Here is a 25,228-nt window from a genome sequence, read left to right as displayed (position 1 = left end):
CCCCGAGACGAAAGAGAACACGATGAATCACGTTGAAGGCAAAGTCACCCTCCTGAGCGCGGGTCCCGGCGATCTCGACTTGCTGACCTTGCGCGCGGCCAAGGCGCTCGCCGCCGCCGACATCCTCATGCTCGACGACCTCGCCAATCCAGAGATCGTCACGCTTGCGCCCAACGCGCGCGTGATTCGCGTCGGCAAGCGCGGCGGTTGCCGGTCGACACCGCAGGCGTTCATCGAACGTCTGATGCAGCGTTATGCGAGAAAGGGCCTGCACGTGGTGCGCGTAAAGGGCGGCGATGCGCTGCTGTTCGGCCGCGCGGGCGAGGAAATTTCGGCGCTACGCCATGCAGGCATTGCTGTGGATATCGTGAACGGCGTGTCGTCGGGATTCGCGGCGGCAGCGGGGCTCGGCATTTCGCTGACGCATCGGGATCATTGTCAGGGCGTGACCTTCGTCACGGCGCACATGCAGGATCACAGTCAACCGGACTGGGCCGCGCTCGCCGCCACCGGCACGACGCTCGCCATCTACATGGGCATGAGCCGCATTGCGAGCATCGCTCAGGCGTTGCTCCTGGCGCTGCGTGCCGATACACCGGCCGCGGTCGTGCAGCACGCGGGATCGCCCGATGAGAAGCGCCTCGTCACCACGCTCGATCGTCTCGCCGCCGACGCCACCGCCGCCGGACTCGGCAGCCCCGCCGTCATTCTGATTGGCGGCGCGATAGGCGAAGCCGTCGAATTCGCGTGCCATTCCAGGCAAGGTCTCGCGCATGCCGCTTGAACGAATAGCTCGCGATGCAACGTTGAATCCGCGCGTTCGTCGCAACGAAAGACGCCGGTCGCGCACATTCGCACGCCGTATTGCCTATGCCATTCGGCCAGGTTCTCAAGCGGCCTGGCGCGCGTTAGAGTCGAACGTATCGCGTATGCCTTCGTTCCGACCGTTTCCCGCATGACTCCTGCTCCATCCATGTTGCGCGTCTTGCTCGTCACCGACACCGCCAAGCCCATCGGCGACTTGCGCGAGCAGCTGGCGCGTCTCGGTTACGACATGCTCGCCGAGGTCGCCGCGCCTTCCGCGCTGCATGCGGCCGTGGAGAGCCAGAAGCCGGATGTCGTCATCATCGATACCGATTCGCCTTCGCGCGACACACTCGAACAGCTCGCGGTGATGAACAAGGCCGCGCCGCGTCCCGTGCTCATGTTCAGCAACGACGCCGATCAGCAGTTCATTCGCGCCGCCGTCGGCGCGGGCGTGACAGCGTATTCCGTGGAAGGGCTCGCGCCCGCGCGGCTTGCACCGATCATCGAAGTCGCGCTTGCTCGCTTCGCACACGAGGCGCAGTTGCGGCAGCGGCTCGCGCAAGTGGAGAACGAGCTTGCGGAGCGCAAGATCATCGACCGCGCGAAGCGGCTGCTGATGGATCGCCGCGGCCTGTCCGAGAACGACGCCTACGCCATGCTGCGCAAACGCGCGATGGACCAGGGCGTGAAAGTCGCGGAGATCGCGCGCCAGCTTCTCTCGGTCGCGGATTTGCTGCCCTGACCAAGCACATTGCACAGACCATGAACTTGCCCGAAACGAATACATCCCCGTCCGCGTTGCCCGAACGCACGCATTTGCGGCTCGGCTTCGTCGCGTTGAGCGACGCCGCGCCGCTTGCCGTCGCGGCCATCCACGAGATGGGGCGGCGCCACGGCATCCGTATCGAACTGTGCCGTCAGCCTTCGTGGGCCGCCGTGCGCGACAAGCTGCTTTCCGGCGAGATCGACGCCGCGCACGCGCTATATGGGCTCGTGTATGGCGTGCAACTGGGCATCGGCGGGCCGCAGGCGGACATGGGCGTCCTGATGGTCCTCAACCGCAACGGTCAGGCGATCACCTTTTCAAACCCGCTCGCCGATGCCATTCGGAATGGCGCGAGCGTGAAAGATGCGCTGGCGTCGCTCGACCGCCCGCCCGTGCTTGCGCAGACTTTCCCGACCGGCACGCATGCGATGTGGCTGTATTACTGGCTGGCGGCGAATGGCGTGCATCCGCTGCGCGACGTGCAAAGCGTCGTGATTCCGCCGCCGCGCATGGCCGATGCGATGGCCGAAGGCATGCTCGACGGCTTCTGCGCGGGCGAGCCGTGGCATGCGGTGGCCGAAGCGCGCGGCGTGGGACGCACGGTTGCGTACACGAGCGAAGTCTGGCCGGATCATCCGGAGAAGGTCCTTGCGTGCCGGCGCGATTTCGTCGCGCTGTATCCGAATAGCGCGCGGGCGCTGGTGCGTACGCTGCTCGACGCATGCGCGTGGCTCGACGCGCGCGAGCATCGCGTGGAGATTTCGCGGGCGCTGGCTTCGGCGGAGTTGCTTGGCGTCCCGGCGGCGCTCATCGAAAGCCGGCTGGCTGCTGCCGATGGCGGCGACGCGCGCGCGCTTCCCGTGCGCTTCTTCGACAAGGGCGCGGTGAACTTTCCGCGCGTGTCGGATGGCTCGTGGTTCATCACGCAGTATCGGCGCTGGGGGATGCTTTCCGGTGAACACGACGATGCCGCCATTGCGTCGGCAGTGAACCAGACGGCGTTGTATCGCGAGGCGGCGCTGGCGGCAGGCGTAAGTGTGCCGGACGAGTATCGAAAAGCGACCTTGTGCGATGGACGCGTTTGGGATGGCGGCGATACGGCCGGTTATCTCGCGGGCTTCGATGTGAAGGCTTGAGCGCGGGCTGTTGTCTCGTCTCGCGAAACTGCATCGGCCGGCGCGAGGGCCAGGCGCAAACGTCGCAAGCGACCAGGACACGCCGTACGCCAGCTTGCATGCACGTCGGTTCGACCCGGTCGTGAGCACGCCAGCCAACGCAATGTTCAGTGGCGACTCGGCCTCCGCGCCACGATCAAGCCGTCTCGATCCCGCCAAGCCTTGACTTAAGCGCCTAAATCAAGAGAATGGGCGCCGCCGCGCGACCCTCGCGGGCGGGTTTTAGCGCCCCGGCGCCAACATCATGGACAATATCGGGATACGGATCGAAACGCGCTGACGTTCTCGTCGCGTGCTTCGGCTCACGCAACCGCGCTCAAACGGCCTGCCGTGCCGCCGCTCGCGGCATCGGCTGCCGTTTTCCGCACACCAGAACCGCGCCGCCACCGGCCACCAGCGCCGCCGAGGATAGGTCGTCCTCGCAAGCAGCCACAAGGAGCATCAAACACATGACCGACATGAATCCGTCCTTCTTCGGCAGGATAGGCATTGCCTTCGGAGCGTTCTTCGGCGTGCTCGGCAACGGCGCGTTCGCCGGCCGCGTGCAGCGCCTGCGCGAAGCCCCGCATGCGCCGGAAGCGCCCGTGCCCGCCGCCGCGCCGGTAGCAACCGCGCCGGTCGCGCCCAAGCCCGCGCCGTCGCCGCTGAAGGAATCGAGCCCCGTCGCCGCCTTGCAATTGCTCGGCCTTTTGCAGCGCGACGCCCGCTTCATCGATTTCGTCGAGGAAGACATCGCCAACTACAGCGACGCCGATATCGGCGCGGCCGCGCGTCTCGTGCACGACGGCTGCCGCTCGGTGCTGCGCGAACATTTCACCATCCAGCCTGTGCGCAACGAAGCCGAAGGCAGCCGCATCACGCTGCCCGAAGGTTTCGACGCCAGCGCCGTGCGGGTGACCGGCAACGTCGTCGGCAAGCCGCCGTTCTCGGGCAATCTCAGCCATCGCGGCTGGAAGGTCGCTGAAACACGTCTGCCGAAGCTCGCGGACCAACACGACGCGAGCATCGTCGCACCGGCCGAGGTGGAGCTATGAGCGATCATCACGAAGAGTACGCGCCGCGCTATTCCATCGGCGTCGATCTCGGCACCACGCACTGCGCGCTGTCCTACGTCGACTTGTCCGCAAGCGACGGCGAGAAGACCGCGCAAGGCGTGCTGTCCATCGCGCAATTGACGGCGCCTGGCGCGGCCGAGGAGCGCGAGTTGCTGCCTTCGTTTCTGTATCTGCCGCATCCGAGCGAACTCGCGCCCGGCGATCTGACCTTGCCGTGGACGCAGGAGCGGCCGTTTATCGTCGGTGAGCTGGCGCGCAGCCGGGGCGCTGGCACGCCCATCCGCCTCGTCTCCAGCGCGAAAAGCTGGCTCTGCCATCCGGGCGTGGATCGTCGCGCGGCCATCCTTCCCGCCGATGCTCCCGAGGAAGTCGAACGCGTCTCGCCGCTCGAAAGCTCGGTGCGCTATCTCACGCACTTGCGCGAGGCATGGAATCACGCGCATCCGGACGCGCCTTTCGATCAGCAGGACGTCACCGTGACGATTCCCGCTTCCTTCGACCCCGCCGCCCGCGAACTCACCGCCGAAGCCGCGGCGGCGGCCGGCTATGCGCGCATGACACTGCTCGAAGAACCGCAAGCCGCGCTCTACAGCTGGATTCAGAAGTCGACGGGCGGCTGGCGCAAGCAAGTGAAAGTGGGCGATGTGATTCTCGTCGTCGATGTCGGCGGCGGCACCACCGATCTCTCGCTGATCGCCGTGGTTGAGCGTGAAGGCAATCTCGAACTGCATCGCGTCGCGGTCGGCGAACACATCCTGCTGGGCGGCGACAACATGGACCTGGCGCTCGCGCATATCGTCGCGCGCAAGCTCACGGCCGCCGGCACACAACCCGATCCGTGGCAACTGCGCGCGCTCACTTATGCGTGCCGTTCGGCCAAGGAAACGCTGCTCACCCATCCGGACACGGAAACCGTGCCGCTCGTCGTGCCGAGCCGTGGCTCGAAGCTGATCGGCGGCTCGCTGCGCACCGAGCTCACGCGCGCCGAACTCACGCAGATCTTGCTCGAAGGCTTCTTCCCGCAAGTCGATGGCAGCGCGCGCCCGGTCAGCCGCGCACGCGCCGGTCTCACGCAACTCGGTCTGCCCTATGCGCAGGATGCCGCCGTGACGCGTCACCTCGCCGCGTTCCTCGGCCGTCAGGTGAACGCGCTCGCGGAAATCGAAGGCTTGCCGCACGAAGCCCCGCAAGGCGCGACGCTGCTGCATCCGACCGCGGTGCTCTTCAACGGCGGCGTGTTCAAGTCGCCGCTCCTGGTCGAGCGCGTCATGTCCACGCTCAATTCATGGCTCGCCGCCGAGAACGCGCCCGCCGCGCGTCTGCTCGAAGGCGCGGACCTCGATCTGGCGGTGGCACGCGGCGCGGCCTATTACGGCTATGTTCGGCGCGGCAAGGGCGTGCGCATTCGTGGCGGCACGGCACGCGCATACTACGTCGCGGTCGAGTCGGCAATGCCTGCCGTGCCCGGACTCGAACCGCCCGTGCAGGCACTGTGCGTGGCGCCTTTCGGCATGGAGGAAGGCACGGAGGCCGCGCTGCCCGCGCAGGAGTTCGGGCTCGTGGTCGGAGAGCCGGTGCATTTCCGCTTTTTCGGCTCGTCGGTGCGCCGTCAGGACGAGGTGGGCACGCTGCTCGAATACTGGCAGCCGGACGAACTGCAGGAACTCGAGGAGATCGAGGCATCGCTGCCATCGGAAGGGCGCACGCCCGGCGAAGTCGTGCCGGTCAAGCTGCACGCGCGCATCACCGAGGCAGGCACGCTCGAACTCGAAGCCGTGCCGCGCGGATCGTCCGAGCGCTGGAAGGTCGAGTTCGACATGCGCGGCGGCGTGAGCGCCGACTCGGGCATGGGCCTGTAAGTGCCGGCGCGTAAGAAGGCGGCGGGCGCGCGCTATCGCGTCGGTATCGATCTGGGGACGAGCAATACCGTCGTCGCCTATGCCGAAGCGGGCTCGGACGAGATTCGCGTCTTCGAGATGGAACAGCTCGTGAGTCCGGGCGAAGTGGCGGCGCGCCCGCTCCTGCCGTCTTTGCGGTATCACGCGGCGGCGGGAGAACTGAACGCGAGCGACTTGCAGTTGCCGTGGCCCCGTGACGCAAACGCCGGGGCAGAGCCCGAAGTGGTCGGCCAGCTCGCGCGCGTGCTGGGCGCGCAGGTTCCGGGGCGGCTCGTTTCGAGCGCGAAAAGCTGGCTCTCGCATGCTTCGGTGGATCGCGTCGCGCCAATTCTGCCGTGGGGCGCGGGCGACGACATCGAAAAGATCTCGCCCGTCGCCGCGAGCGCGAGTTATCTCGCGCATGTGCGCGCGGCGTGGAACCATCGCTTTCCGGGCTCGCCGCTCGAAGCGCAGGACCTCGTGCTCACCGTGCCCGCATCGTTCGATGAAGGCGCGCGCGCCCTCACGCTCGAAGCGGCGCGCATGGCCGGGCTTACGGCGCTGCGCCTGCTGGAAGAACCGCAGGCGGCGTTCTACGACTGGCTGTTTCACCATCGCGAAAAGCTCGCCGATGAACTCGCGGCCACGCGGCTCGTGCTCATCTGCGATGTCGGCGGCGGCACGACCGACCTCACGCTGATCCAGGTCGCGATGGACGGCCCGGAGCCGCGCCTGACGCGCATCGGCGTGGGCAACCACCTGATGCTCGGCGGCGACAACATGGACCTGGCGCTTGCGCATCTGGTGGAGCGGCGCCTTGCCGGCAACGATCAGGAGCGCCTCTCCGCCGCGCGTCTTTCGCAACTCGTCGAACGTTGCCGCGCGGCCAAGGAGCAATTGCTCGGCGCCAACGCGCCGGACAAGGCCACGATCACGCTGCTCGGCGCGGGCTCGAAGCTGATCGGCGGCGCGCGCTCCACGGAAGTGACGCGCGAGGAGATCGCGCGGATCATCGTCGATGGCTTCTTTCCGATGGTCGCGCCCGACGAGCGTCCGCGTCGCGCGCGCGGGGGTATCGTCGAATTCGGGCTGCCTTATGCAAGCGATGCCGGCGTCACGCGGCACGTCGCGGCGTTTCTCGCGCAACATGCCACGCAGGCGCGCGAGGCGTTGGGCGAAGCGGCATCTGACCAAGCCAGCTTGCCCGTTCCCGACACGCTGCTCCTGAACGGCGGCGTGTTTCGCGCCGAACCGCTTGCGAGCCGTATCGCCGAGGCGCTCGGTTCTTGGCGCGGCGCGCCGGTCCACGTGCTCGCCAATCACGATCCGGACGTTGCCGTGGCGCGCGGCGCGGTCGCCTATGCGCTCGCGCGCGCGGGCCGCGCACCGAAGATCGGCGGCGGCTCTGCACGCAGCTACTTCCTGCTGCTCGACGAAGACACGAGCGACGCTGGCGAGCGCGGCGTCTGCGTGCTGCCGCGCGGCACCGAGGAAGGTCAGGCCATCCATCTGGCGGACCGCACCTTCGCGTTGCGGCTCGGCGCGCCGGTGCGCTTTCACCTGGTGTCATCGGTGGCGGATGCGACGTTCAAGGCAGGCGAGATCGCCGATGTCAGCGCCTCGGCCGGCGACTTCGTGCGCTTGCCGCCCATCGCCACGGTCGTCGATCCGCGCGGCCAGGAGGCGAATCACGCGCACAAGCCCAACGAGACGCCCGTGCAATTGACGACTTCGCTCACTGAAGTCGGCACGCTGGAGATGCACTGCATCGCCACCGACGATCCCGCCAAACGCTGGCTGCTCGAATTTCAATTGCGCCGGGAGAATGCGTCGAACGACGCGGCGGCAAGCGAAACGCATCCTGCGTTGCCAAAAGCCATCGATCTGATCGACCGCACTTTCGGCGCGCGTTCGCAGGACGTCGGCCCGAAGGAGATCAAGCGCCTGCGCGCGCTGCTCGAACAGGCGCTCGGCCCGCGCGATAGCTGGGATCTCGCGCTCTTGCGCGAGCTTTACGGCGCGCTGTGGGACCGCGCGAAACGCCGCCGCCGTTCCGCCGATCACGAACGGCTGTGGCTCAACCTGACGGGCTATTGCTTGCGGCCGGGCTTCGGTCATCCGCTGGATGGCTGGCGCGTCGAGCAATTGTGGACGCTCTTCGACCAGGGCATCCAGTACGGCAACGAAAGCCAGATCTGGTCCGAATGGTGGACGCTATGGCGGCGCGCGGCAGGCGGTCTGCCCGAAGCCGCGCAACTGCGCCTGCTCGACGACATGGCCTTCGTGCTTCAGCCGCCCGGCACGAGCCGCTATCGGCGCGCGGCGGGCGCTGCGCGCGCGGGCTATGAAGACATGGTGCGGCTCGCGGCATCGCTCGAACGCGTGCCGGTCGCGCGCAAGATCGAAACCGGCGAATGGCTGCTCACGCGGCTGAAGAAGCCTTCGGAGAACGTGCAGAGCTGGTGGGCGGTCGGGCGGATCGGCGCGCGGCAGCCGTTCTACGGCAGCGCGCATGGCGTCGTGCCGCCCGAGACGGCGACCGCCTGGCTCGGCGCGATCCTCGCGCTCGACTGGAAGAAGGTCGATCCGGCGGCGTTCGCGGCCGTGCAGATCGCGCGCATGACGGGCGACCGTTCGCGCGACCTTCCCGACGACATCCGCGCCGCCGTCGTGCAGCGCCTGGAGATGATGGGCGCGGCGGAAGCGTGGATCGCCATGGTCCGCGAAGTCGTCACGCTCGATCGCGCCGACGAAGGCCGCGTGTTCGGCGAGGCGTTGCCGGCAGGGCTCAAGCTCATCGGCTGAACTGGCGTCGATGCGGCGCGTCGAGACCGCGAATTGCTTCGCTCTCAGAAGCTTTTTGCGAAAGACGGCGCGAAAGCCTTGCGCCGTCTTGATTCCCGGCTATGCGCGTCCTATGGTTATCAGTGTGTTCGTCCTGGACACACACTGAAGGAGGTCATCATGCCATCCCCACGCAAGGCTCAAGCGAGCAATCCCGCCGAAACCGAAATGTCGAGCCGCAAGAAAACGGCCGGTCCCAAGGCATCGCCGCCCAAGGCAGCGGGCGCCAACGAAACGCAGGTCGCCAAACGCAGCACCAAGGCCAAACCGAAATCGTGAATGCGCGAGGCGCGGTATCGCGCACTCTCGCGCGGTACGGTTAGCCCTCGTCATCGCGCGGGGGGCATCTGTCGTGGCCGTCCTTCGATACGGCGAGCAGGCATGCCCGGCTCGCCGTTCGACTGATCCGGTTCCGAGATGCACCGGTTGCTTTGCGCGTCGACTCTCTCCTCCTTCCCCGCCGCTGCCGTCCAAAGCCATCTTTTTTCAGCGTCCGCCCGCCAAAAGCTCGCATTAATTTCCGTTTTTAACGGTTGATGCCTAAAAAAAGGCGTATTGGTAAGACCAAGTTGGCCTACAGTAGATATCCCCGAAACCGCGACTCGAACAAGCGATGGCCGTCCCTCAACGCGCCGAACGTGTGCGCACTCCCGAGATTTTCTCCGCCGCGCGAGAAGCGGGGCTCAGTCTCGTTCGCAATCTTTCCATTCCGGCCGCTTTCGCCGACCGCGCGCTGGAAGCGCAATTCCTCGAAGATCACGCGCAGCGCTTCTGCGCGTTCAGGCGCGCATCCGCGCTGCTCGCGCTCGTCATCTGGACCTGCTTCCTCTGGTGGGACTTCAGTTTTTCGCAAGGCAACAGCGCGCTGAACGGGCGCCTGTCCGACATTCTGGCAATCCGCTTTGCGGGCATCGTGTTGCTGATTCTCGAATGCTGTCTCGTCCTGCGGCCCTCGTTCCGCTCGCACGCGATGTCCGAGAAGGTCATCCTCACGGGCATCTACGGGCTCTTGTGTCTGATCCTCGCGCTCTTCGCGATCACGCCCTCGCCCTATAACTACACGCAGCATTTCACGGGGCTGTGCCTCGCGCTCTTCGTGCAGTTCAGTTTCTTCTATCTGCGCTCGCGGGTCGTGCTGACGGCGGGCATCGTCACCATGGCGTCGATCGTGGTGCTGCAGCTCACCGCGCATCTGCTCAATCCGGAGAATTTCTTTGCCGGACTGTTCTATATGTTCAACGTGATCGTGGTCGGCCACGGCGTCTGCGTGCACGCCGAACGCGTCTCGCGCGAACGCTTTTCCGCCGAACGCGCGCTCGCCTCGCTCAACGACGAACTGCGCGCCGCGAACGGCTCGCTCGCGCGCAAGAACGACGAGTTGGAGATCTCCAGGAAGGACCAGGAGAACAAGACCACGGCATTGCTCGCGTTGCGCGAACAGCAGATGATCGCCGCGCAAACCGCGAGCCGCGAGAAGTCCAATTTCCTCGCCGCCGCGACCCACGATCTGCGCCAGCCAATGCACGCGCTCAACCTGTTCCTGCAAGCCGCCGCCGAGGCCATCCGCAACGGCGAGTTCGAGCAGGCGGAACGGCTCATCGACGAATGCGGGCGCTCGTCAATCATTCTGGCGCGGCTCTTGAATGCCGTGCTCGATCTCTCGCGGCTCGAATCGGGCCGCGTGGTGCCGCGCTATCACGTGTTCGACGTGCGGCGAACCATCGAGGAAGCCGTCGAACAATTGCGTCCGTTCGCCATGAGCCGTGGCGTCGACTTGCGGCTGCGGCTGCCGAAGTCGGAAGTCGTCTGCGTGCGAAGCGACGCGCACTGGCTCGGACGCGCCATCGCCAATCTGATCTCGAACGGCATCAAGTACGCCGATCAAAGCAAGAGCGCCAGCAAGACCGCCAAGCCCACCGTGATCGTCGGCGTGGTGCGCTCGCCGACGCGGGCGCGCATCGACGTGCTGGATAACGGCATCGGCATTCCGGCCGATTATTTCGACGCCATCTTCCAGCCCTTCTTCCAGGTCGACAACCCGGAGCAAGATCGCGACAAGGGGCTGGGACTCGGCCTGTCTATCGTCAATGCGGTCATTTCGATGCTGGACGAACACCGCATCGAGCTCAAGTCCACCGAAGGGCGCGGTTCGCGTTTCTCACTGGAAATGCCGCAGTGCGGACCGACGCTCGACAAGCCGTCCACGCGCGCGCCTGCATTGTCCGAGGCGAACGAAGCGGCGGCGCTGAGCGGGCGCTACGTGCTGCTCGTGGAAGACGACGGCCTCGTGCGCGCATCCACCGAGGCGCTGCTTTCGCAATGGGGCGTGCTTTACGACTCCGCCGCGACCTTCGACGAGTTCGAAACCATTCTCGCGGACATCGAGCGCTTCCCGGATCTCATCATCACCGACTACCGCCTGCGCGACTCCAAGACCGCGCGCGAAGTAGCCATGCTGGGCACCGCAAGGCTCGGCCGTCCGTGTCCGTGTCTGGTCGTGACGGGCGAACCGTCGGCCACCATCGTGCCGCTCGCGTGCGAGCAGGACGTGCTGAGCAAGCCCGTGAGCCCGGCGGAATTGCGCCGCGGCATGGTCGCGTTGATGCCGAACGCAGCCGCCGGCCAGAGCGCTTGCGAGGCAGCCATCGCATGAGTGTGCACAAGGTCATCTACGACACTGACCCCGGTATCGACGACGCTATCGCGCTCGTGTTTCAGACGTTGCATCCGCGGATCGAACTCATCGGCATCACGAGCGTGTTCGGCAATGCGGATATCCATACGACGACCGCCAACGCGCTCTATCTTGCATCGCGTTTCGCGCCGAATGTGCCGGTCGCGCGCGGTGCGGCGGCGCCTTTGCAACGCGCCGCGCCCGAACCTATTCCGCATATCCACGGCGACGATGCGCTCGGCAACGTCGAGCGCACGGAAGCCGTCACGGTGAAGGAGGACGGGCGCGCGGCACATCGGTTCATCATCGAGAAGGTGCGCGCGGAGCCGGGCGAAATCACGCTGCTCGCGGTCGGGCCGCTCACGAATCTCGCGCTCGCGTTAAGAGACGATCCGGAGATTGCATCGCTCGTGCGCGAGGTCGTCGTCATGGGCGGCGCGTTCGGTTACAACGGCGCGCTCGGCAACGTGACGCCCGCCGCCGAGGCGAACATCCATGGCGACCCGGAAGCGGCCGATATCGTCTTCGGCGCGCCGTGGAAGGTGTCGATCGTCGGGCTCGATGTAACGCATGAAACCGTGATGACGAACGCGTTTCTCGCCGATGTGCGGGACAGCGCAGGCGATGCCGGCCGGTTCGTATGGAACGTCTCGCGCTTTTACGAGCGCTTTCACGCGAACGACGGCGAGACGCGCGGCATCTACGCACACGATTATTCGGCGGCCGCTTTCGTCGTCGCGCGCGAACTGTTCACGACGAGAAGCGGGCCGGTGCGCGTGCTGACCGAAGGTATCGCGGCGGGTTTGACTGTGCAAAAGCCCACGTCGATGCGTGCCAGCGCGCCGGATTGGGACACGCGGCCATCGTGCGACGCGTGTATCGGCGTCAATGCGGACGCGGTGCTCGAACTCTTTGCTCGGACATTGCGCGGCTGACGTGCTTGTCTAGTGCGCCGCTTCTTTCATGCAACCGGCGCGCGCCGCGGCAATGCCGACGCGCTGCGGCTTCCACCTCGCCGAAGCGGATCGGCGGGCATACCAACGCGGCGCTTCAACCCTCGCGCAAGCGCGCACCCAGCCACTCGCGCAGTGCTTCCACTTCCTCCATGCAGACCGAATGCGGCATCGGATACGTATTCCATTCCACCGTACAGCCCTGCTCGCGCGCGAATTCCACGGCTTCCTCGCCTAGCCGCACGTTGAGTACGTCGTCGAAGCTGCCGTGCGCGGCGAAGATCGGCGTGTCGCGGTTCGCATCGCTGAACGAGGCATCGATCAAGCCTTTCGACGGGATATAACCCGACAGCACGATCAGCCCCGCGAGCTTTTCCGGATGCGTGAGCCCCGCCTGATAGGTCATTGCGCCGCCCTGCGAAAAGCCGGCGAGAAAGATGCGCTCGGAGGCGATGCCGCGCGCGTTCTGCTGCGCGACGAGTTCGCGCACGAAGGCCACAGACGTCTCGATGCCCGCCTCGTCCACGCGCCGGTTGATACCTTCGAACGACAGGATGTCGTACCACGCGCGCATCACGTAGCCGTTGTTCGCGGTTACGGGAATCTCCGGCGCGTTCGGAAACACGAAGCGCATGGCGGGGGCATCGGCCAGACGCAGTTCGGGCACGAGCGGCACGAAGTCGTTGGCATCCGCGCCGAGTCCGTGCATGAGGATCACCGCGAACTCGGGGTCCGGCGCGGTTTCGACTTCCACTACCGATGGATCGTACGGTTGTGCGGACATGCAATCACTCCCTTGAGGTCGATCACGTTTCAATCACGCGTCAGATGATGGGCACGAGCAATAACACGATACCCACGATGGAAATGAGCCACACCAGCGAGCGCACGAACGGCACACCGCCCGCATAAAGCGGCACGTAGCACAGGCGCGCGACGAAATACATGAGCGCGCCATAGTGCGTAAGCGCATTTTCGCGCCCGGCGACATGCACGATCAGCACCGCGACAGCGAAGATCGGCAAGGTCTCGAAAAGGTTCGATTGCGCTCGCATCAGACGCCCGGTGAGCTTGCGCGGCGGCGGCGCCGGGCCGTCGCGCGGACCGGCGTTGTATCTGAGGCCCGTCTCCTTGTTGCGCAAGAACGCGGGCAACAGCACTTGCACGAGAGCGAGGATGAGCGTCCAGGCCAGCATCGTCAGTTCGAAACTCATGGCGTCTCCAATCGGTTTGTTGGCGATGCAAGCGACGGTCCATCATGCCATCGGGCCGTGCGAACGTGTACGCTTGTTGGCATTCCTTCTACTTACGCTCGTTCTCACGCTCACGCTCGCGGCGAATCTTCCATGCACACGCTTACCCTGCGTCTTTCTCCCGGCGATGACCTGCGCCTCGCGCTCGATCTCGCAGTTCGCTCGCAAAAAAGCGCGCAAGAAGCGGGCGCGGCGTTCGTCCTGCAAGGCATTGGCAGCTTGAGCGTGGCTGCCTTGCGCTATGCCGGGCGCGACGAGGCAACCGTTCTGCGCGGCGACCTCGAAATCTTGACGCTGGCGGGATCGCTATCGGCGGATGGGCCGCATCTGCACATGAGCATCTCCGATGCCGATGGCCGCGTCTTCGGCGGCCACGTCACGGCGGGATGCATCGTGCGCACGACGGCGGAAGTGCTGATCGCAAAGTTGCCGGACGAACGCTACACGCGTGAGCACGATCCCGCGACAGGTTTCGCGGAACTCGTCATCCGGCGTACATAGCTTCCTGAGTTGCAACAGCACGAAGCGCTCCAAGAGCGTCGATCAGGCGGATGCGACTGTTGCCGGTTCGGCGGCGGCGCTATCCAGCGCGAGATCGTGACGCGCGATTAGCTCGAAGCGCTCGCTCTTTTCCACATAGTCCCAGCGCTCGACGGTCGTGCTGCGCGTACCCGATGACCCGTCGTAGCGAATCACGTTCACCGAATTGTCGATGGTCCCGCGCGTGCGCCGGGACAGCGCCGTGCCCGCCTGCACCGCCCACAGCTTGCGCGGCAGGCCGGCGAAGGTATCGTGCAGCGGCAACACGTAGGGCAGATGAATGTGCCCGCCGAGAATGAGATCGGCGCCCGCGCGCGCCCAGCGCTGCACGGCGCGCTCGTGTCCATGCAGAAGGTTGGCCTCGTCTTTCGCGCGCGTGACCGCAACCGGCTGATGCGTGACCACCACGCGCAATTGCTTCGCGCTTGCGGCTTCGAGCCGCGCGGAAACGCGTTTGACCTGTTGCATCGAAATTTCGCCGTCCTTGTGACGGAACGGACGCGTGGTGTTCACGCCGAGCACGAGCAGCGTGTCCGATTCGAACGACGGCTCGAGCTCCGCGCCGAACACGCGCTGATGATTCGCATACGGACGAAAAAGCCGCGCGAGCGGATTGAAGAGCGGAATGTCGTGATTGCCGGGAATGACGAGCCGGGGCCGCGTGCCGAGGGCATCGAAGAACGCGCCCGCCAGCGCGAACTGATACCGCCGCGCGCGCTGCGTGATGTCGCCCGAGACGACGACTAGATCGGGCGAGATGGCATCGGAAAGCCGCAAGAGCGCCGCCACCACCGTCGGGCGTTCGGTGCCGAAATGCGGATCGGATATTTGCAGCAAAACGTTCATGAGCGATTGGCTTCGGCCACGACCGGCTCGGGTTTGAGCAGCAGCAATGGCTTGTCGGAAACGCGGAATTCCAGCGGCATCTGCAGCCACGCCACTTCGCCATCGGTTGCGATCTTCACGCGACGGCGTCGTCCGGACGGATGCGTCACCGTAATGCGCTCGAATGTGAAACTCGTCACGTGATCGGAGTCGGCTAGCCGCCCTGCCGCGCCGCGCAAGGACAGGAACAGATGTGCGAGCCGCCCGACCGGACGCGGCGCAATGGCCACAAGCAAGCCATGTTCCAGTGCGCTGGCTTCGGCCATGCCGATCTGTTCGAGTTGCAGCCGGTTGTTGCCGACGAAGAGCGTCGATGAACGGATGTCGCGCACTTGCCCTTCATGCTCGATATGCAGCCGCAAATGCCGATGCCGCCGCAATAGCGTGTTGAGCGCGGACCACAGCGCGACCAGACGGCTGCGGCCAAATTGCTGCTTGTAGGTTTCGCGATCTTCCAGCAGCTTGGGATAAAGCCCGAGACTCGCATTGACGATGAACATCTGGCCGTTCACGTAGCCCACCTGCGCGGGAAATACGCGCGCTTCGAGCAACAGGCGGGTGGAAAGCTCGAGATCGGCGGGAATACCGTGATCGCGACTGAAGTAATTGAACGTGCCGCGCGGCAGCACCGCGAATGGCACGCCGCGCGTAAGCGCCGCTTCCGCCACGGCGCATAGCGTGCCGTCGCCACCGGCACCGACCAGCACGCCGCCTTGATCGAACGCCAGTTGTGCCGCCTCGCGCGCGGCGGCGGGCAGACGGCCGGGGTCATCGACGACGCACATTTCGAAGCGCCGACCCGCCGCGCCAAGTTCGCGGTCCAGCACGGCGCGGGTTTCGTCGGCCTGCTTGCGGCCCGATCCCGCGTTCATCACGATAAAAAACGGCGCGTGCGGCGCAAGTGTCTGCCCTTGTTCCGCGCCTCGAGCAGGTTCGGCGGGTATGACGGGTGTGGCGGTCGGGGTCATCGGCAGCGCTCCTGGCATCGTGCGATTCGTCCCGCCTGGCCGCCGACGTGCCGTGGAAGCGCGCTTAAGACGCCACGTCCCGCCGACACGCACGCAACTAAGCCCGGCGAGTATCTGCCGAATCATAACAAAATGCTTACAGCTGCATGACGAGACGCACGCGCAAGCGTGCGCCATCGCTCAAGGCAGATCAGGTATGTTCGCCGCCGCGAATGTAGTACTCGAGCTGCTGAATGGTGAACTGCTGCTCGGAGATGATGTTCTTCACCAAGTCCCCGATGGAAATCATGCCGGTCAGCTTACCGTCGTCGATCACCGGCAAATGGCGCATGCGCTTTTCCGTCATGAGCGCCATGCAGTCGTCCGTGGTCTGGTCGGGGCGGACGTAACGCACGTGCGAGGTCATGATGTCGCGCACCGGCGTCTGCTTGGACGAACGGTCCATCAGCACGACCTTGCGCGCATAGTCGCGCTCGGTCACGATCCCGACGATCTCCTCGTTCTCCGTGACGATCACCGCGCCGATATGGCGGTCGGCCATCAATCTGATTGCATCGTAGACCGATGCAGTTGCCGCGATCGTGATGACCGTCTGATCGGGTTTGGAACTGAGTACCTGTGCGACTGTTGCCATCGAGCGCCTCCGTCTGGCTTCGCGCGGCTCACCGGCCGATGAACACGCGCTTTTGTTGTGCGGAACCGATGTTGCGCGTAACGGGCGAGGCAGCTCGTCGTGCGACATGTAGCGCGGGCTTAAAAGTGACCGGCTGCATCGGCGAAAGTCCGACCGTGGAAAAAGTATAGATCAACCCCGGCTCGCGGATATGCGCCCGTCCGCTCGCATGTTTGTGCAAGCCCGCTGGACTTGCGTTTGCGCGCGCATGGCGCGTCGCCTTCAGTTTTGTCGATTCGTGCCGCTAATCAGACACGCGCGCCGCGATGCGCGCATCAAGCGGCGCAATGAGGCGCCGCTCATGGAGATGACAAAGGTGAGCAGTTCACAACAGGATATCGAGCAGCGCGTGCGGCTCGCGGGCAGCAACATGTTCGAGCTGCTTCTGTTCAGGCTCGGCGAGGCGCCGGGTTCGGAACAGCGCGAGCTCTACGGCATCAACGTGTTCAAGGTGCGCGAGATTCTCGCGATGCCGACGATCACCGCTGTCGCGGGATCGAGCGCGGAAATTCTCGGCGTCGCCGACATTCGCGGGCAGATCATTCCCGTGATCGATCTGGCGCGCATCACCGGATGCCGGCCGAAAAACGGTCCGAAGATCCTGCTCGTCACCGAGTTCGCGCGTACCACGCAGGGCTTCGCGGTCGAGGAAGTCGATGACATCGTGCGGCTGGAGTGGAATCAGGTGCTGTCGGCGGAATCGCATTCGGGCGGCAGCACGGTAACGAGCTTCGCGCGGCTGGACGGCAACGTCGACGGATCGCGTCTTGCGCAAGTGCTGGATGTCGAGCGCATCGTGCGGGAAGTGCTGCCGGGGCAGGAATCGGATATCACCGAGGAGAGCACGGGCCGCCTGCGGCTCAAGCCCGGCGCGCGCGTGCTCGCCGCGGACGACTCGGGCGTGGCGCGCTCGCTCATCGGACAGAGCCTCACCGCGATGGGCGTGCCCTTCGTCATGACCAAGACCGGTCAGGAAGCGTGGGACGTGCTGGAATCGGCGCTCAGAAAGGCGCAGAAGGACGGCACGGAAGTGTCGGATCAGATCGCGCTCGTGCTGACGGACCTGGAAATGCCGGAAATGGATGGCTTCACGCTCACGCGGCGGATCAAGGCGGAATCCGGTTTGCAGCATATTCCGGTGGTGATCCACTCGTCGCTTTCGGGTTCCGCGAACGAGCAGCACGTTCGCAAAGTCGGAGCGAATGCGTATGTGTCAAAGTTCGAGGCTTCCGAACTCGCAACCGTCATGCGCGGCGCATTGGCCAACGCGGCCTGAAAACCGAGCGATCAAACGAAATCGGCGCCCGAGATAACAGACCTTGTGAGTCTGTTTCTCCGGGCGCCGTTTTCTTTGCTTATTGCGTACTGGTCAGTCCGTTTAGCCGAATGATAATCCGGCCGGACTGCTTCGATCAGTGACCGAAGAAAACCGAGTTTGCGTTGTTGTCGCCGTTGGCTTGCGCACGATTGCCCGATTGAGCCAGCGAGTCACGCGAACCGCCGAAAGCGCGGTTGTCGCCATGAGCCGCTTCTTCAGCAGCAATGGTTTGTGCGCTCGGGCCTTGTTGCGAGCTCGGCGCGCCGACTGCCGGACGGTAGAACGGAGCCGGGCCGTAGCCGCTTGCAAATGCGGGTGCTGCGAGCGTGGCGGAAGCGGCGATCAAGAGAGTAGCGATAAGATTGCGTTTCATGGTGAGCTCCAAAGACGGTTGACGTTCAATCAGAAAGCGCCGCAGCGGTCTTGCGAGAAACTGTCTGCTACGTCGATGAAATGCAGTGTATACCCCTACTATCGTTTTTTTATCTCGATATCTTTCAATACACTTTTCACGCTGAACCAACAATCGCTGGCAGCACGATTGTGCTTAAGTTCTGAGCAGCCTTTTCGGATAAGGGTTTGCGGACGATGCAGTCCAGCAGCGGCGCGAGCTTTGTTTAGCGGGGGCAAAACGATTATTTATCGCACGAGCGTGCAATAGACGGGTAACTCGGGCTGATTTCCGGCGTTATCTCTCAATGCACCTGCACGAGCTTTTCGATGAGCCGCACGAGCGCGGCCGGCGAACTGCCCTTCTGGCAATAACCGTCGAAACCGGCGTGAAGCCCTTGCGTCCTGACGAGTTCTTCACCGAGCGCGGTAAACGCAATGATCCCGGCGTCGCGCGTCTGAGCCACGCGGCGCAAGACACGGGCGGTGGCGAAACCGTCGTGCTCGGGCATGGTGATATCGAGAATGACGATATGCGGGCTCCAACGATCCACCGCGTGCAGCGCCTCCAGGCCGCCGAGCGCGACGCGCGTCTCGAAGCCATCGGCGAGAAAGGCGGCGGAGAGTGCCTCGGCGCTCGTGGCGTTGTCATCCACGATAAGAATGCGCCATTGCTTACGGTCGACGTCGACGCTGCGGTTGGTCCACAGCGAACACGGTTGAGAAGACGAGGTCAGCGAAGTCAGAGGCATGGCAATCCGGCAAATTCATTTTGCCGAACAGCCAGCAGGTTTCGGACCAGAGACGCGCGCCGCCGCTTCTTGGCGTGCGCGGTCAGTCTTTTTTGCTTTTGCGACGCTTGCCCGCGACCACTTCTTCGCGGTCACGCAGGCGCGCGTTTGCTTCCACGAGCGATGCGGCGTCGTGCTGACGCAAGGCCAGATCGAGTTCGCCGAGCGCGGCGAAAACCGCGTCCCGCTCCGCTTCTTCGTTCTCCGCCACGCGCCGGGCTTCCTTGTCGATCCGCTTGAAAAGCTTGCCGCCAAAGCGCGTATCCACCGCGCCTTCGCGCACGAGAACAGCGATCACCGAAGCCAGCCGGACCACGCCTGCTGCCGTGGTTTGCGTATCGCCATCCAGTTCATCACGGTCGTCCACTCTTGCCTCTCCCCGGTTTGGGCAAATGATTCGCGTCGATATCGTCCGATGCGAGGGCGCGCCGCGCCCTTCTTGCGTTGCGCCATGATACGCCCGCTTTGTGACAGCCATATTTGCACGGGTATGAAGAACCTGGCTCGCGCGCCCCAATCGACAGACGCGCGAGCAATGGCACACTAACGCCTGCCGCCCTGTCACGCCAGTCGATATCGATGACGCCGTTTAGCCACTGCCACCGACCGCCCGCATGAATCCCGCTACCCTGCATAGACCGTCCTACGGCTCCGACTTCTCCGGCCTCGTCTGCGGCTTCCGGTTTCATCTCGACCAGCCGGGCGTTGCCATCGACGCCGACACCGCGAGCGCCTGGCTCGCCCGCGACGATACGTCGAAGGAATTCATCTGGCTGCACTTCGATCTCGCCAATAGCGCGTGCGAACGCTGGATGCGCACGCGGCTCGGCCTTCCCGACGCGTTCTTCGAGACGCTCAGCGAAGGCTCGCACTCGACGCGCATCGAGCATAAGGAAGGCGCGTTGTTCGCCGTCATCAACGATGTGATCTTCAACTTCGAACTGACGCCGTCCGAGATCGCCACCTTGTGGGCGTACACGCATCACAAGATTCTCGTCACCGCGCGCATGAAGCCGCTGCGTTCCGTGGACTCCCTGCGCGAATCGGTGCGACGTGGCGAGCTGTTTCGTTCGCCCGCGGAATTACTCGCGCATCTGCTGCGCGATCAGGCGGAATTGCTCGTGCAGATCGTGCGGCGCACGAGCGTGGAAGTGGACGGCATAGAAGACCGCTTTCTGTCGCTGCATTCGCCCACGAGCCGTTCGGATCTCGGCGCGTTGCGACGCGTGCTCGTCAGGCTGCAACGCCTGCTCGCGCCGGAACCGGGCTCGGTATTCCGGCTGCTTGCGCGTCCGCCGCGCTGGCTGCACGCGCAGGACATTCAGGAATTGCGCGACGCCACCGAGGAATTTTCGCTCGTGCTCAACGATCTCGCGGGACTCGTCGAGCGCATCAAGCTCTTGCAGGAAGAGATCGCGACGCGCATGGACGAGCAGAGCAATCGCACGCTGTTCACACTGACGCTCGTGACCGTGCTCGCGTTGCCGATCAATATCGTCGCGGGTTTTTTCGGCATGAACGTGGGCGGCATTCCGCTCGCGGAAAATCATCACGGCTTCTGGCTGCTCGTGTTGATCGTCGCGAGCTTTACCGTGCTCGCGGGATGGTGGGCGTTTCGCCGCCGTCGCAACATGTGAGCGTACGCGCGTGTTAAAAGCCGAGATCGCTCAGGCCGGGATGGTCGTCCGGCCGGCGTCCGAGCGGCCAATGATATTTGCGATCCGCTTCCCGAATCGGCAAGTCGTTGATCGACGCGTGGCGGTGCGTCATGAGACCCGCCTCGTTGAATTCCCAGTTCTCGTTGCCATAACTGCGATGCCAGTGGCCGGAATCGTCGTGCCATTCATAAGCGAAACGCACGGCAATGCGATTCCCCGTAAACGCCCACAGTTCCTTGATGAGTCGATAGTCCAGTTCGCGATCCCACTTGCGCTGCAGGAACGCTTCCACGGCAGCGCGCCCGTCGACGAATTCCGCGCGATTGCGCCAGCGGGTGTCCTGGCTATAAGCCAGTGCGACTTTCTTCGGGTCGCGCGTGTTCCAGCCATCTTCGGCGGCACGGACTTTCTGCACGGCGGTTTCGGCGGTAAACGGCGGGAACGGCGGTTTGCTTTCCATGGCGAACTCTCCTTTGCGCTCTGACGTGTAGTCGATATAGGGAGACAGGTCTGTCTACCTGCGGCCTACTCTAGCGCAGGTAGACGAACCTGTCTACAATCGATTGCATGAACACGCATAACGAAGTCACGGAACTCACGCCCGACGCGCGCATCCTGCAAACGGCTCACGATCTCTTCTATCGCGACGGCATTCGCGCGACCGGCATTGACCGGGTGATCGCGGAATCGGGCGTCGCGAAGAAAACGTTCTACCGTTATTTTCCGAGCAAGGACGATCTGATCGTCGCGTTCCTGGTGTTCCGTCACGAGAACTGGATGACGTGGTTTCGCGACGCGCTCGCGCGTCACGGCGGCTCGCTCTCAGCGCTCGTGCCCGCGCTTGCCGAGTGGTTCGGCGGCGACACGTATCGCGGCTGCGCGTTCATCAATTCGGTGGTGGAAGTGGGCGGCACGTTGCCGCCGGCCGTGGATATCGCGCGGCGGCACAAGCGGGATATGACAGCGGCAATTCGCGCACTCATGCCGGCATCGCGCACAGCCAAGGCCGATGCACAAGCGCTGGCGCTCGCCGTGGATGGCGCCATAGTCGCCGCGCAATTCGCCGACTCCCCCGCCGATGCATTGAAGGCGCTCGCACGCGTGGTGCGAGCGGTGAAACGCGGAGCGAGCGCGGACTAGAACGACCCGCCGCTCGCTTTCGCCGATTCCGTGAGCGCCGTCTGCGCGCTGCAACACAACTTCGCGTTCATGGCCTCGATATCGTTCGTGCTCAAGGTCGCGACATCGGCCTTCAGTTTCAGGAACGCGACGATGGCATCGTAGCGAGAGCGCAGCAGATCACGGCGCGCGGTGTAAAGCGCGTCGATGGATCGAAGCACATCCGTGCCCGAACGGCTGCCGACCTTGTAGCCGATCTGCGTGGCATCCAGCGTGTCTCGCGAGGATTGCACGAGATGCGTGAGCGAATCCACCCGAATCCGTTGACGCGTATAGCGAGCAAAGTTGTCGCGCGCGGACGCTTCTGCTTGCCTGGATGCCAGCAGATACGCCTGCTCCTCCTTGTCCGCGAGCGCGAGCGTCTGCTTCACGCGCGCCTGAACCTCGCCGCCCGAGAACAGCGGTATCTGCACCTGAAACATGGCCGTGGTGGTAGTCGTAGGCCGTGAGTAGCCGGATGCAGCGCCCGCAGGCTGATAAGTGCCCGTAATGCTTGCGACGGGATAATGCGCGGCGCGCGCCTTCGCGGTATCGAACTTCGCGATCTCCCAGCCGAGTTGCTTCGACTGTACCGAATAGTTGGACGCCTTCGCCTGCTCGGTCCACGACTCTTCGCCGTCGGAAAGGGCGGGCAAGGTCATGCCTGGGGGCAACGCAAGTAACGCCGAGAACGGCTGGCCGGTGACTTGCTCGACCGCGCGGCGTTTCGTCGATACATCTTCCTGCGCATCCGCCTGCTGCAATTGGGCTTGTTCGCGCGCGGTGTCGGCTTCTCGCTGGTCGATGAGCGTGGCCTCACCCGCCGCCCGCTTGCGACGCACCTGATCGAGCTGCAAGTCGATGGCCGCGAGATAGTCCGCCGTGCGCTTCTGCTCGTCTTCCGCGGCGAGTTCATCGAAATAAGCCTGCACCGCGCGAAGGATCGACGCCTGTTGCGCCCCCGCGAAGTCCACCGCGCCTTGCGCCACCGTGAAATCCGCCTGACGATACGCGGTCCACTTGCTCCAGTCGAAGAGCGGTTGCGAGACGGTCACCATCCAGCCGTTCTGCCAATAGTCCTGACGCGGAAAGCCGTCCATGACGATGCGGTTATACGCGCGTCCCCAGCCGCCTCCGACTTGCGGCAGCAATGCGGCGCGCGCGATCGGCACCGCTTGCTTCGCGGCCTCGAAGCTTGCGCGCGCCTGCGCGAATTCGGCGTCGTGACCGAGCGATTGTTGAACGACCGCCATGAGATCGTCGGCATGGGCGAACGACGCGTGTATCAACATACCGAGCAGCAAGCTGCGCTTCAACGATTTATGCATGAGCTTCTTCTTCCGGCGTCGCAACCACAGGCGCTTGGCCTTCGCGCACGAGTCCACCATCCTCGAAGCGATAGCGCGTATCGAAAGCCGAAGCCAGCGACATATCGTGCGTAATCACGACGACGGTGCGATCGAGATTGCGCAACAACCCGGCGATATGCTTCACCGATGCAGGATCGAGATTCGAGGTCGGTTCGTCGAGTAGCAATAGCTCGCGATTTTGATAGAGCGCGCGCGCCAGCAACAGACGCTGCCGCTGCCCCGCTGATATATTCGCGATGGTGTCGCTGATGACAGTGCGCGTTCGCATTGGCAAACGCATGATGTCGGGTAACAAGCCGACGTCGTCGAGCAGCTTGTGGATGCGCTCCTCGTCCGCCTGGCCCGTGAAGAGCGTGATGTTGTCCGCGATCGATCCGTGCAGGATGATGTCGCCCTGACGCATATGCGCCTGATGCCGGCGGATTTCATCGACGGCGAGATTCGGCCAGGCGATGTCGTTGAGCGCGATATGCCCTTCCTGCAACGGCTCGGCCGCCGACAGTAACTTGAAGAGCGTGGACTTGCCGCTACCCGACGGCCCCGTGATGACGATCTTGTCACCCTTGCGCACTTCGAAGCTCGCGTTCTTCAGAACCGGTTGGTCCGAAATGCCATAGCTAAACGTCACATCGCGCACGTCGATACGCTCGAAATGACGCACTTCGGTGGCACGCTGCGCATCCGCGAGCGGCGTATAGCGTTCGTTCTCGTTCTCGGCGATATCGTCCACCCGCGCGGTCGGCACGCTCAGCATGAAGTATTGGAACATCGCGTTGATGGCGCTCGCAAAGCGCTCCGACATCAGCGACTTGTAGATCAGAAACGAATAGAACACGCCGACCGACACCTTGCCGCCCAGCATGAGACGCGCCGCCAGATACGTGATGATGATGGTATCGGCATAATTGACGAGCTTGAGCATGCCGTCGCGCGTGCAGGTCAGCCGGCTGCTCTTGAGAAGCGCCGCTGCGTAAGCCTTGTAGACGGTCATGTAGATAGCCGTGCGGCGGGTCTCGCCTTGCGCGAGCTTGAGCAGCGAAGCCGCGCGGATGGTCTCGATCAGCGAGTCGTCGCAACGGGCCGAGGTTTCGAGCACGAGCGCGTGATTGTCGCGCATGGCCGCGAACATGCTGAGCGCAACCGCCACATACACGGCGAAAACGACGAGCGCGACCACGGCAAGCTGGCGGCTCTGAATGAACATGAGCACGAGCGCGAGTGCGCCGACTGCCAGATCGATATGCAAGGAAATGGCGGAGCGCGTGGCGAACACGCTGATCTCGTCCTGCGCCTTCACGCGCGCGAAGACGTCGCCGACGTGACGCTTCTCGAACCATGACATGGGATTGCGCAGCAAATGGCCGATCAGCCCTTCGGTCATGTTGATCTGCGTGACGTTATAGAGCAATTCGGTCAGATACTTCTGCACGAATTCGCTCAGCGCGCCAAGCACGAAGATGCTTGCGAACGTCATGATCAGCACGTTCAGCAAGTTGCGATTGTCCGCGGCGACCACATAGTCGAGTACCAGATTGCCGAAGTACGGCGCGGCGAGAATGGCGAACTGACTGCCGAGCGCGACGAACAGCACCTTGGCGATGAGCGCCGTGAGGTCCGGATTAAGTGCGCGCACGCGCTTCAACGCTGCGGGCACGCGCGATTTCGCGCGGATGCGCGGCATTTGCGGCGTAGGCGCGAACTCCAGCAGAAAGCCGGAGACGGCGGAGCGGAACGTGTCCATCGAGATACGCCGGCGGCCGCTTGCCGGATCGAGCACGCGCACGTAGCCGTGACTCGCCTTTTCGAACACCACGAAGTGCGAGCCGCCGAAATGCATGAGCGAGCCCCTCTTGACCTGCGAGAGATCGTTGGGATCGAAGCGGTATGCCTGCACCGCAAGGCCGAAATCGGTGGCGACATCGTACAGGTCCATCAAGCTCAGCCCGTTCGCCGAAATGGGCTTGTAGCTCGACAACTCGCGTACTTCGGTCGCCCGGCCGAGATGCGACAGCACCATGGCCAGACACGCATAGCCGCATTCGGCCACTTCATTCTGATAAATAACCCGCACCA

The 25,228-nt window shown here is 64.2% G+C and carries 24 protein-coding genes; 13 read left to right on the top strand and 11 right to left on the bottom strand.

The window, feature by feature from the left end:
• The first annotated feature begins 22 nt into the window (after nt 1–22).
• The 9 genes from cobA (at nt 23) to NCR40_RS15780 (ending at nt 12,133) form a co-directional block, all read left to right on the top strand.
• Entirely contained in the window at nt 23–784 is a 762-nt protein-coding gene (gene cobA, locus NCR40_RS15820; protein ID WP_250493241.1) for a uroporphyrinogen-III C-methyltransferase, read from the top strand.
• Nucleotides 785–973: 189 nt separating this feature from the next.
• Nucleotides 974–1,549: an ANTAR domain-containing response regulator gene (locus NCR40_RS15815; RefSeq protein ID WP_244829714.1), complete on the top strand. Its 576-nt coding sequence runs from the start codon at nt 974–976 to the stop codon at nt 1,547–1,549.
• 20 nt (nt 1,550–1,569) lie between these two features.
• Entirely contained in the window at nt 1,570–2,709 is a 1,140-nt protein-coding gene (locus NCR40_RS15810; protein WP_250509925.1) for a CmpA/NrtA family ABC transporter substrate-binding protein, read from the top strand.
• Between the two features lie 488 nt (nt 2,710–3,197).
• Nucleotides 3,198–3,782, top strand: coding sequence for a DUF2760 domain-containing protein (locus tag NCR40_RS15805; protein ID WP_250466727.1), 585 nt, complete (start codon nt 3,198–3,200; stop codon nt 3,780–3,782).
• Nucleotides 3,779–5,662, top strand: a complete 1,884-nt coding sequence (locus tag NCR40_RS15800) for an Hsp70 family protein (RefSeq protein WP_250509924.1) — start codon at nt 3,779–3,781, stop codon at nt 5,660–5,662. Before NCR40_RS15805 ends, NCR40_RS15800 begins: the two co-directional genes overlap by 4 nt.
• Nucleotides 5,663–8,485, top strand: coding sequence for an Hsp70 family protein (locus NCR40_RS15795; RefSeq protein ID WP_250509923.1), 2,823 nt, complete (start codon nt 5,663–5,665; stop codon nt 8,483–8,485).
• Between the two features lie 159 nt (nt 8,486–8,644).
• Nucleotides 8,645–8,803 (top strand): hypothetical protein, encoded by a 159-nt coding sequence (locus NCR40_RS15790; RefSeq protein WP_250509922.1) that lies wholly within the window; start codon nt 8,645–8,647, stop codon nt 8,801–8,803.
• Between the two features lie 334 nt (nt 8,804–9,137).
• A complete protein-coding gene (locus NCR40_RS15785) occupies nt 9,138–11,177 on the top strand; it encodes an ATP-binding response regulator (protein ID WP_250493237.1) in 2,040 nt (679 codons plus the stop codon).
• Nucleotides 11,174–12,133, top strand: a complete 960-nt coding sequence (locus NCR40_RS15780) for a nucleoside hydrolase (protein WP_250509921.1) — start codon at nt 11,174–11,176, stop codon at nt 12,131–12,133. Before NCR40_RS15785 ends, NCR40_RS15780 begins: the two co-directional genes overlap by 4 nt.
• Nucleotides 12,134–12,248: 115 nt before the next feature.
• On the opposite strand, the gene NCR40_RS15775 is transcribed toward NCR40_RS15780, so the two are convergent.
• Nucleotides 12,249–12,935, bottom strand: coding sequence for an alpha/beta hydrolase (locus NCR40_RS15775; RefSeq protein ID WP_250509920.1), 687 nt, complete (start codon nt 12,933–12,935; stop codon nt 12,249–12,251).
• Between the two features lie 40 nt (nt 12,936–12,975).
• Nucleotides 12,976–13,365 (bottom strand): MAPEG family protein, encoded by a 390-nt coding sequence (locus NCR40_RS15770; RefSeq protein ID WP_244828519.1) that lies wholly within the window; start codon nt 13,363–13,365, stop codon nt 12,976–12,978.
• Between the two features lie 132 nt (nt 13,366–13,497).
• Here NCR40_RS15770 and NCR40_RS15765 point away from each other — a divergent pair, with 132 nt between their 5' ends.
• Complete coding sequence (locus tag NCR40_RS15765) at nt 13,498–13,905, top strand: PPC domain-containing DNA-binding protein (RefSeq protein WP_244828521.1); 408 nt, start codon at nt 13,498–13,500, stop codon at nt 13,903–13,905.
• Nucleotides 13,906–13,947: 42 nt separating this feature from the next.
• Here NCR40_RS15765 and NCR40_RS15760 read toward each other — a convergent pair whose 3' ends face one another.
• The 3 genes from NCR40_RS15760 to NCR40_RS15750 form a co-directional block, all read right to left on the bottom strand.
• Nucleotides 13,948–14,790, bottom strand: a complete 843-nt coding sequence (locus NCR40_RS15760) for a metallophosphoesterase family protein (protein ID WP_250509919.1) — start codon at nt 14,788–14,790, stop codon at nt 13,948–13,950.
• Nucleotides 14,787–15,797: a diacylglycerol/lipid kinase family protein gene (locus NCR40_RS15755; protein WP_250509918.1), complete on the bottom strand. Its 1,011-nt coding sequence runs from the start codon at nt 15,795–15,797 to the stop codon at nt 14,787–14,789. Before NCR40_RS15755 ends, NCR40_RS15760 begins: the two co-directional genes overlap by 4 nt.
• A 190-nt stretch (nt 15,798–15,987) precedes the next feature.
• Entirely contained in the window at nt 15,988–16,431 is a 444-nt protein-coding gene (locus tag NCR40_RS15750; protein WP_250466713.1) for a CBS domain-containing protein, read from the bottom strand.
• 355 nt (nt 16,432–16,786) lie between these two features.
• Between NCR40_RS15750 and NCR40_RS15745 the strand changes: the two genes are divergently transcribed.
• Nucleotides 16,787–17,746: a chemotaxis protein gene (locus tag NCR40_RS15745; protein WP_244828531.1), complete on the top strand. Its 960-nt coding sequence runs from the start codon at nt 16,787–16,789 to the stop codon at nt 17,744–17,746.
• Nucleotides 17,747–17,882: 136 nt separating this feature from the next.
• On the opposite strand, the gene NCR40_RS15740 is transcribed toward NCR40_RS15745, so the two are convergent.
• The 3 genes from NCR40_RS15740 to NCR40_RS15730 all read right to left on the bottom strand — a co-directional run bounded on the left by NCR40_RS15740 (nt 17,883) and on the right by NCR40_RS15730 (nt 19,336).
• Nucleotides 17,883–18,161: a hypothetical protein gene (locus NCR40_RS15740; protein WP_244828532.1), complete on the bottom strand. Its 279-nt coding sequence runs from the start codon at nt 18,159–18,161 to the stop codon at nt 17,883–17,885.
• 322 nt (nt 18,162–18,483) lie between these two features.
• Complete coding sequence (locus tag NCR40_RS15735) at nt 18,484–18,930, bottom strand: response regulator (RefSeq protein WP_250466710.1); 447 nt, start codon at nt 18,928–18,930, stop codon at nt 18,484–18,486.
• Between the two features lie 82 nt (nt 18,931–19,012).
• On the bottom strand, nt 19,013–19,336 hold the full coding sequence (locus NCR40_RS15730) for a hypothetical protein (RefSeq protein WP_244828535.1): 324 nt from the start codon (nt 19,334–19,336) through the stop codon (nt 19,013–19,015).
• Nucleotides 19,337–19,583: 247 nt separating this feature from the next.
• Between NCR40_RS15730 and NCR40_RS15725 the strand changes: the two genes are divergently transcribed.
• Nucleotides 19,584–20,606 carry a transporter gene (locus tag NCR40_RS15725; RefSeq protein WP_250493232.1) on the top strand — a complete coding sequence of 341 codons (1,023 nt, stop codon included), beginning with the start codon at nt 19,584–19,586 and terminating at the stop codon, nt 20,604–20,606.
• Nucleotides 20,607–20,619: 13 nt separating this feature from the next.
• Here the strand turns inward: NCR40_RS15725 and NCR40_RS15720 are convergent, their stop codons facing one another.
• Nucleotides 20,620–21,087: a nuclear transport factor 2 family protein gene (locus NCR40_RS15720; protein ID WP_250493231.1), complete on the bottom strand. Its 468-nt coding sequence runs from the start codon at nt 21,085–21,087 to the stop codon at nt 20,620–20,622.
• 107 nt (nt 21,088–21,194) lie between these two features.
• On the opposite strand from NCR40_RS15720, the gene NCR40_RS15715 reads away from it, so the two are divergent.
• Nucleotides 21,195–21,767 (top strand): TetR/AcrR family transcriptional regulator, encoded by a 573-nt coding sequence (locus NCR40_RS15715; RefSeq protein ID WP_250509917.1) that lies wholly within the window; start codon nt 21,195–21,197, stop codon nt 21,765–21,767.
• On the opposite strand, the gene NCR40_RS15710 is transcribed toward NCR40_RS15715, so the two are convergent.
• Both NCR40_RS15710 and NCR40_RS15705 read right to left on the bottom strand, forming a co-directional pair.
• The gene (locus NCR40_RS15710; RefSeq protein WP_250509916.1) at nt 21,764–23,113 is read right to left on the bottom strand and encodes a TolC family outer membrane protein; all 1,350 of its coding nucleotides are present in this window, start codon (nt 23,111–23,113) and stop codon (nt 21,764–21,766) included. The two genes, NCR40_RS15715 and NCR40_RS15710, sit on opposite strands and share 4 nt — an antisense overlap.
• Nucleotides 23,106–25,226, bottom strand: a complete 2,121-nt coding sequence (locus NCR40_RS15705; protein WP_250510278.1) for a peptidase domain-containing ABC transporter — start codon at nt 25,224–25,226, stop codon at nt 23,106–23,108. Before NCR40_RS15705 ends, NCR40_RS15710 begins: the two co-directional genes overlap by 8 nt.
• Nucleotides 25,227–25,228 lie beyond the last annotated feature (2 nt).

The organism is Caballeronia sp. GACF4 (genome assembly GCF_023631025.1).
GTDB lineage: Bacteria > Pseudomonadota > Gammaproteobacteria > Burkholderiales > Burkholderiaceae > Caballeronia.
The sequence above is the reverse complement of the archived record's forward strand: the minus strand, read 5'-3'. Positions and strand labels throughout refer to the sequence as shown.

Coding starts and splice junctions, on each gene's coding strand:
- cobA (WP_250493241.1), top strand. CDS start 23: ATGAATCACGTTGAAGGCAAAGTCACCCTCCTGAGCGCGGGTCCCGGC.
- NCR40_RS15815 (WP_244829714.1), top strand. CDS start 974: ATGTTGCGCGTCTTGCTCGTCACCGACACCGCCAAGCCCATCGGCGAC.
- NCR40_RS15810 (WP_250509925.1), top strand. CDS start 1,570: ATGAACTTGCCCGAAACGAATACATCCCCGTCCGCGTTGCCCGAACGC.
- NCR40_RS15805 (WP_250466727.1), top strand. CDS start 3,198: ATGACCGACATGAATCCGTCCTTCTTCGGCAGGATAGGCATTGCCTTC.
- NCR40_RS15800 (WP_250509924.1), top strand. CDS start 3,779: ATGAGCGATCATCACGAAGAGTACGCGCCGCGCTATTCCATCGGCGTC.
- NCR40_RS15790 (WP_250509922.1), top strand. CDS start 8,645: ATGCCATCCCCACGCAAGGCTCAAGCGAGCAATCCCGCCGAAACCGAA.
- NCR40_RS15785 (WP_250493237.1), top strand. CDS start 9,138: ATGGCCGTCCCTCAACGCGCCGAACGTGTGCGCACTCCCGAGATTTTC.
- NCR40_RS15780 (WP_250509921.1), top strand. CDS start 11,174: ATGAGTGTGCACAAGGTCATCTACGACACTGACCCCGGTATCGACGAC.
- NCR40_RS15775 (WP_250509920.1), bottom strand. CDS start 12,935: ATGTCCGCACAACCGTACGATCCATCGGTAGTGGAAGTCGAAACCGCG.
- NCR40_RS15770 (WP_244828519.1), bottom strand. CDS start 13,365: ATGAGTTTCGAACTGACGATGCTGGCCTGGACGCTCATCCTCGCTCTC.
- NCR40_RS15765 (WP_244828521.1), top strand. CDS start 13,498: ATGCACACGCTTACCCTGCGTCTTTCTCCCGGCGATGACCTGCGCCTC.
- NCR40_RS15760 (WP_250509919.1), bottom strand. CDS start 14,790: ATGAACGTTTTGCTGCAAATATCCGATCCGCATTTCGGCACCGAACGC.
- NCR40_RS15755 (WP_250509918.1), bottom strand. CDS start 15,797: ATGACCCCGACCGCCACACCCGTCATACCCGCCGAACCTGCTCGAGGC.
- NCR40_RS15750 (WP_250466713.1), bottom strand. CDS start 16,431: ATGGCAACAGTCGCACAGGTACTCAGTTCCAAACCCGATCAGACGGTC.
- NCR40_RS15740 (WP_244828532.1), bottom strand. CDS start 18,161: ATGAAACGCAATCTTATCGCTACTCTCTTGATCGCCGCTTCCGCCACG.
- NCR40_RS15735 (WP_250466710.1), bottom strand. CDS start 18,930: ATGCCTCTGACTTCGCTGACCTCGTCTTCTCAACCGTGTTCGCTGTGG.
- NCR40_RS15725 (WP_250493232.1), top strand. CDS start 19,584: ATGAATCCCGCTACCCTGCATAGACCGTCCTACGGCTCCGACTTCTCC.
- NCR40_RS15720 (WP_250493231.1), bottom strand. CDS start 21,087: ATGGAAAGCAAACCGCCGTTCCCGCCGTTTACCGCCGAAACCGCCGTG.
- NCR40_RS15715 (WP_250509917.1), top strand. CDS start 21,195: ATGAACACGCATAACGAAGTCACGGAACTCACGCCCGACGCGCGCATC.
- NCR40_RS15710 (WP_250509916.1), bottom strand. CDS start 23,113: ATGCATAAATCGTTGAAGCGCAGCTTGCTGCTCGGTATGTTGATACAC.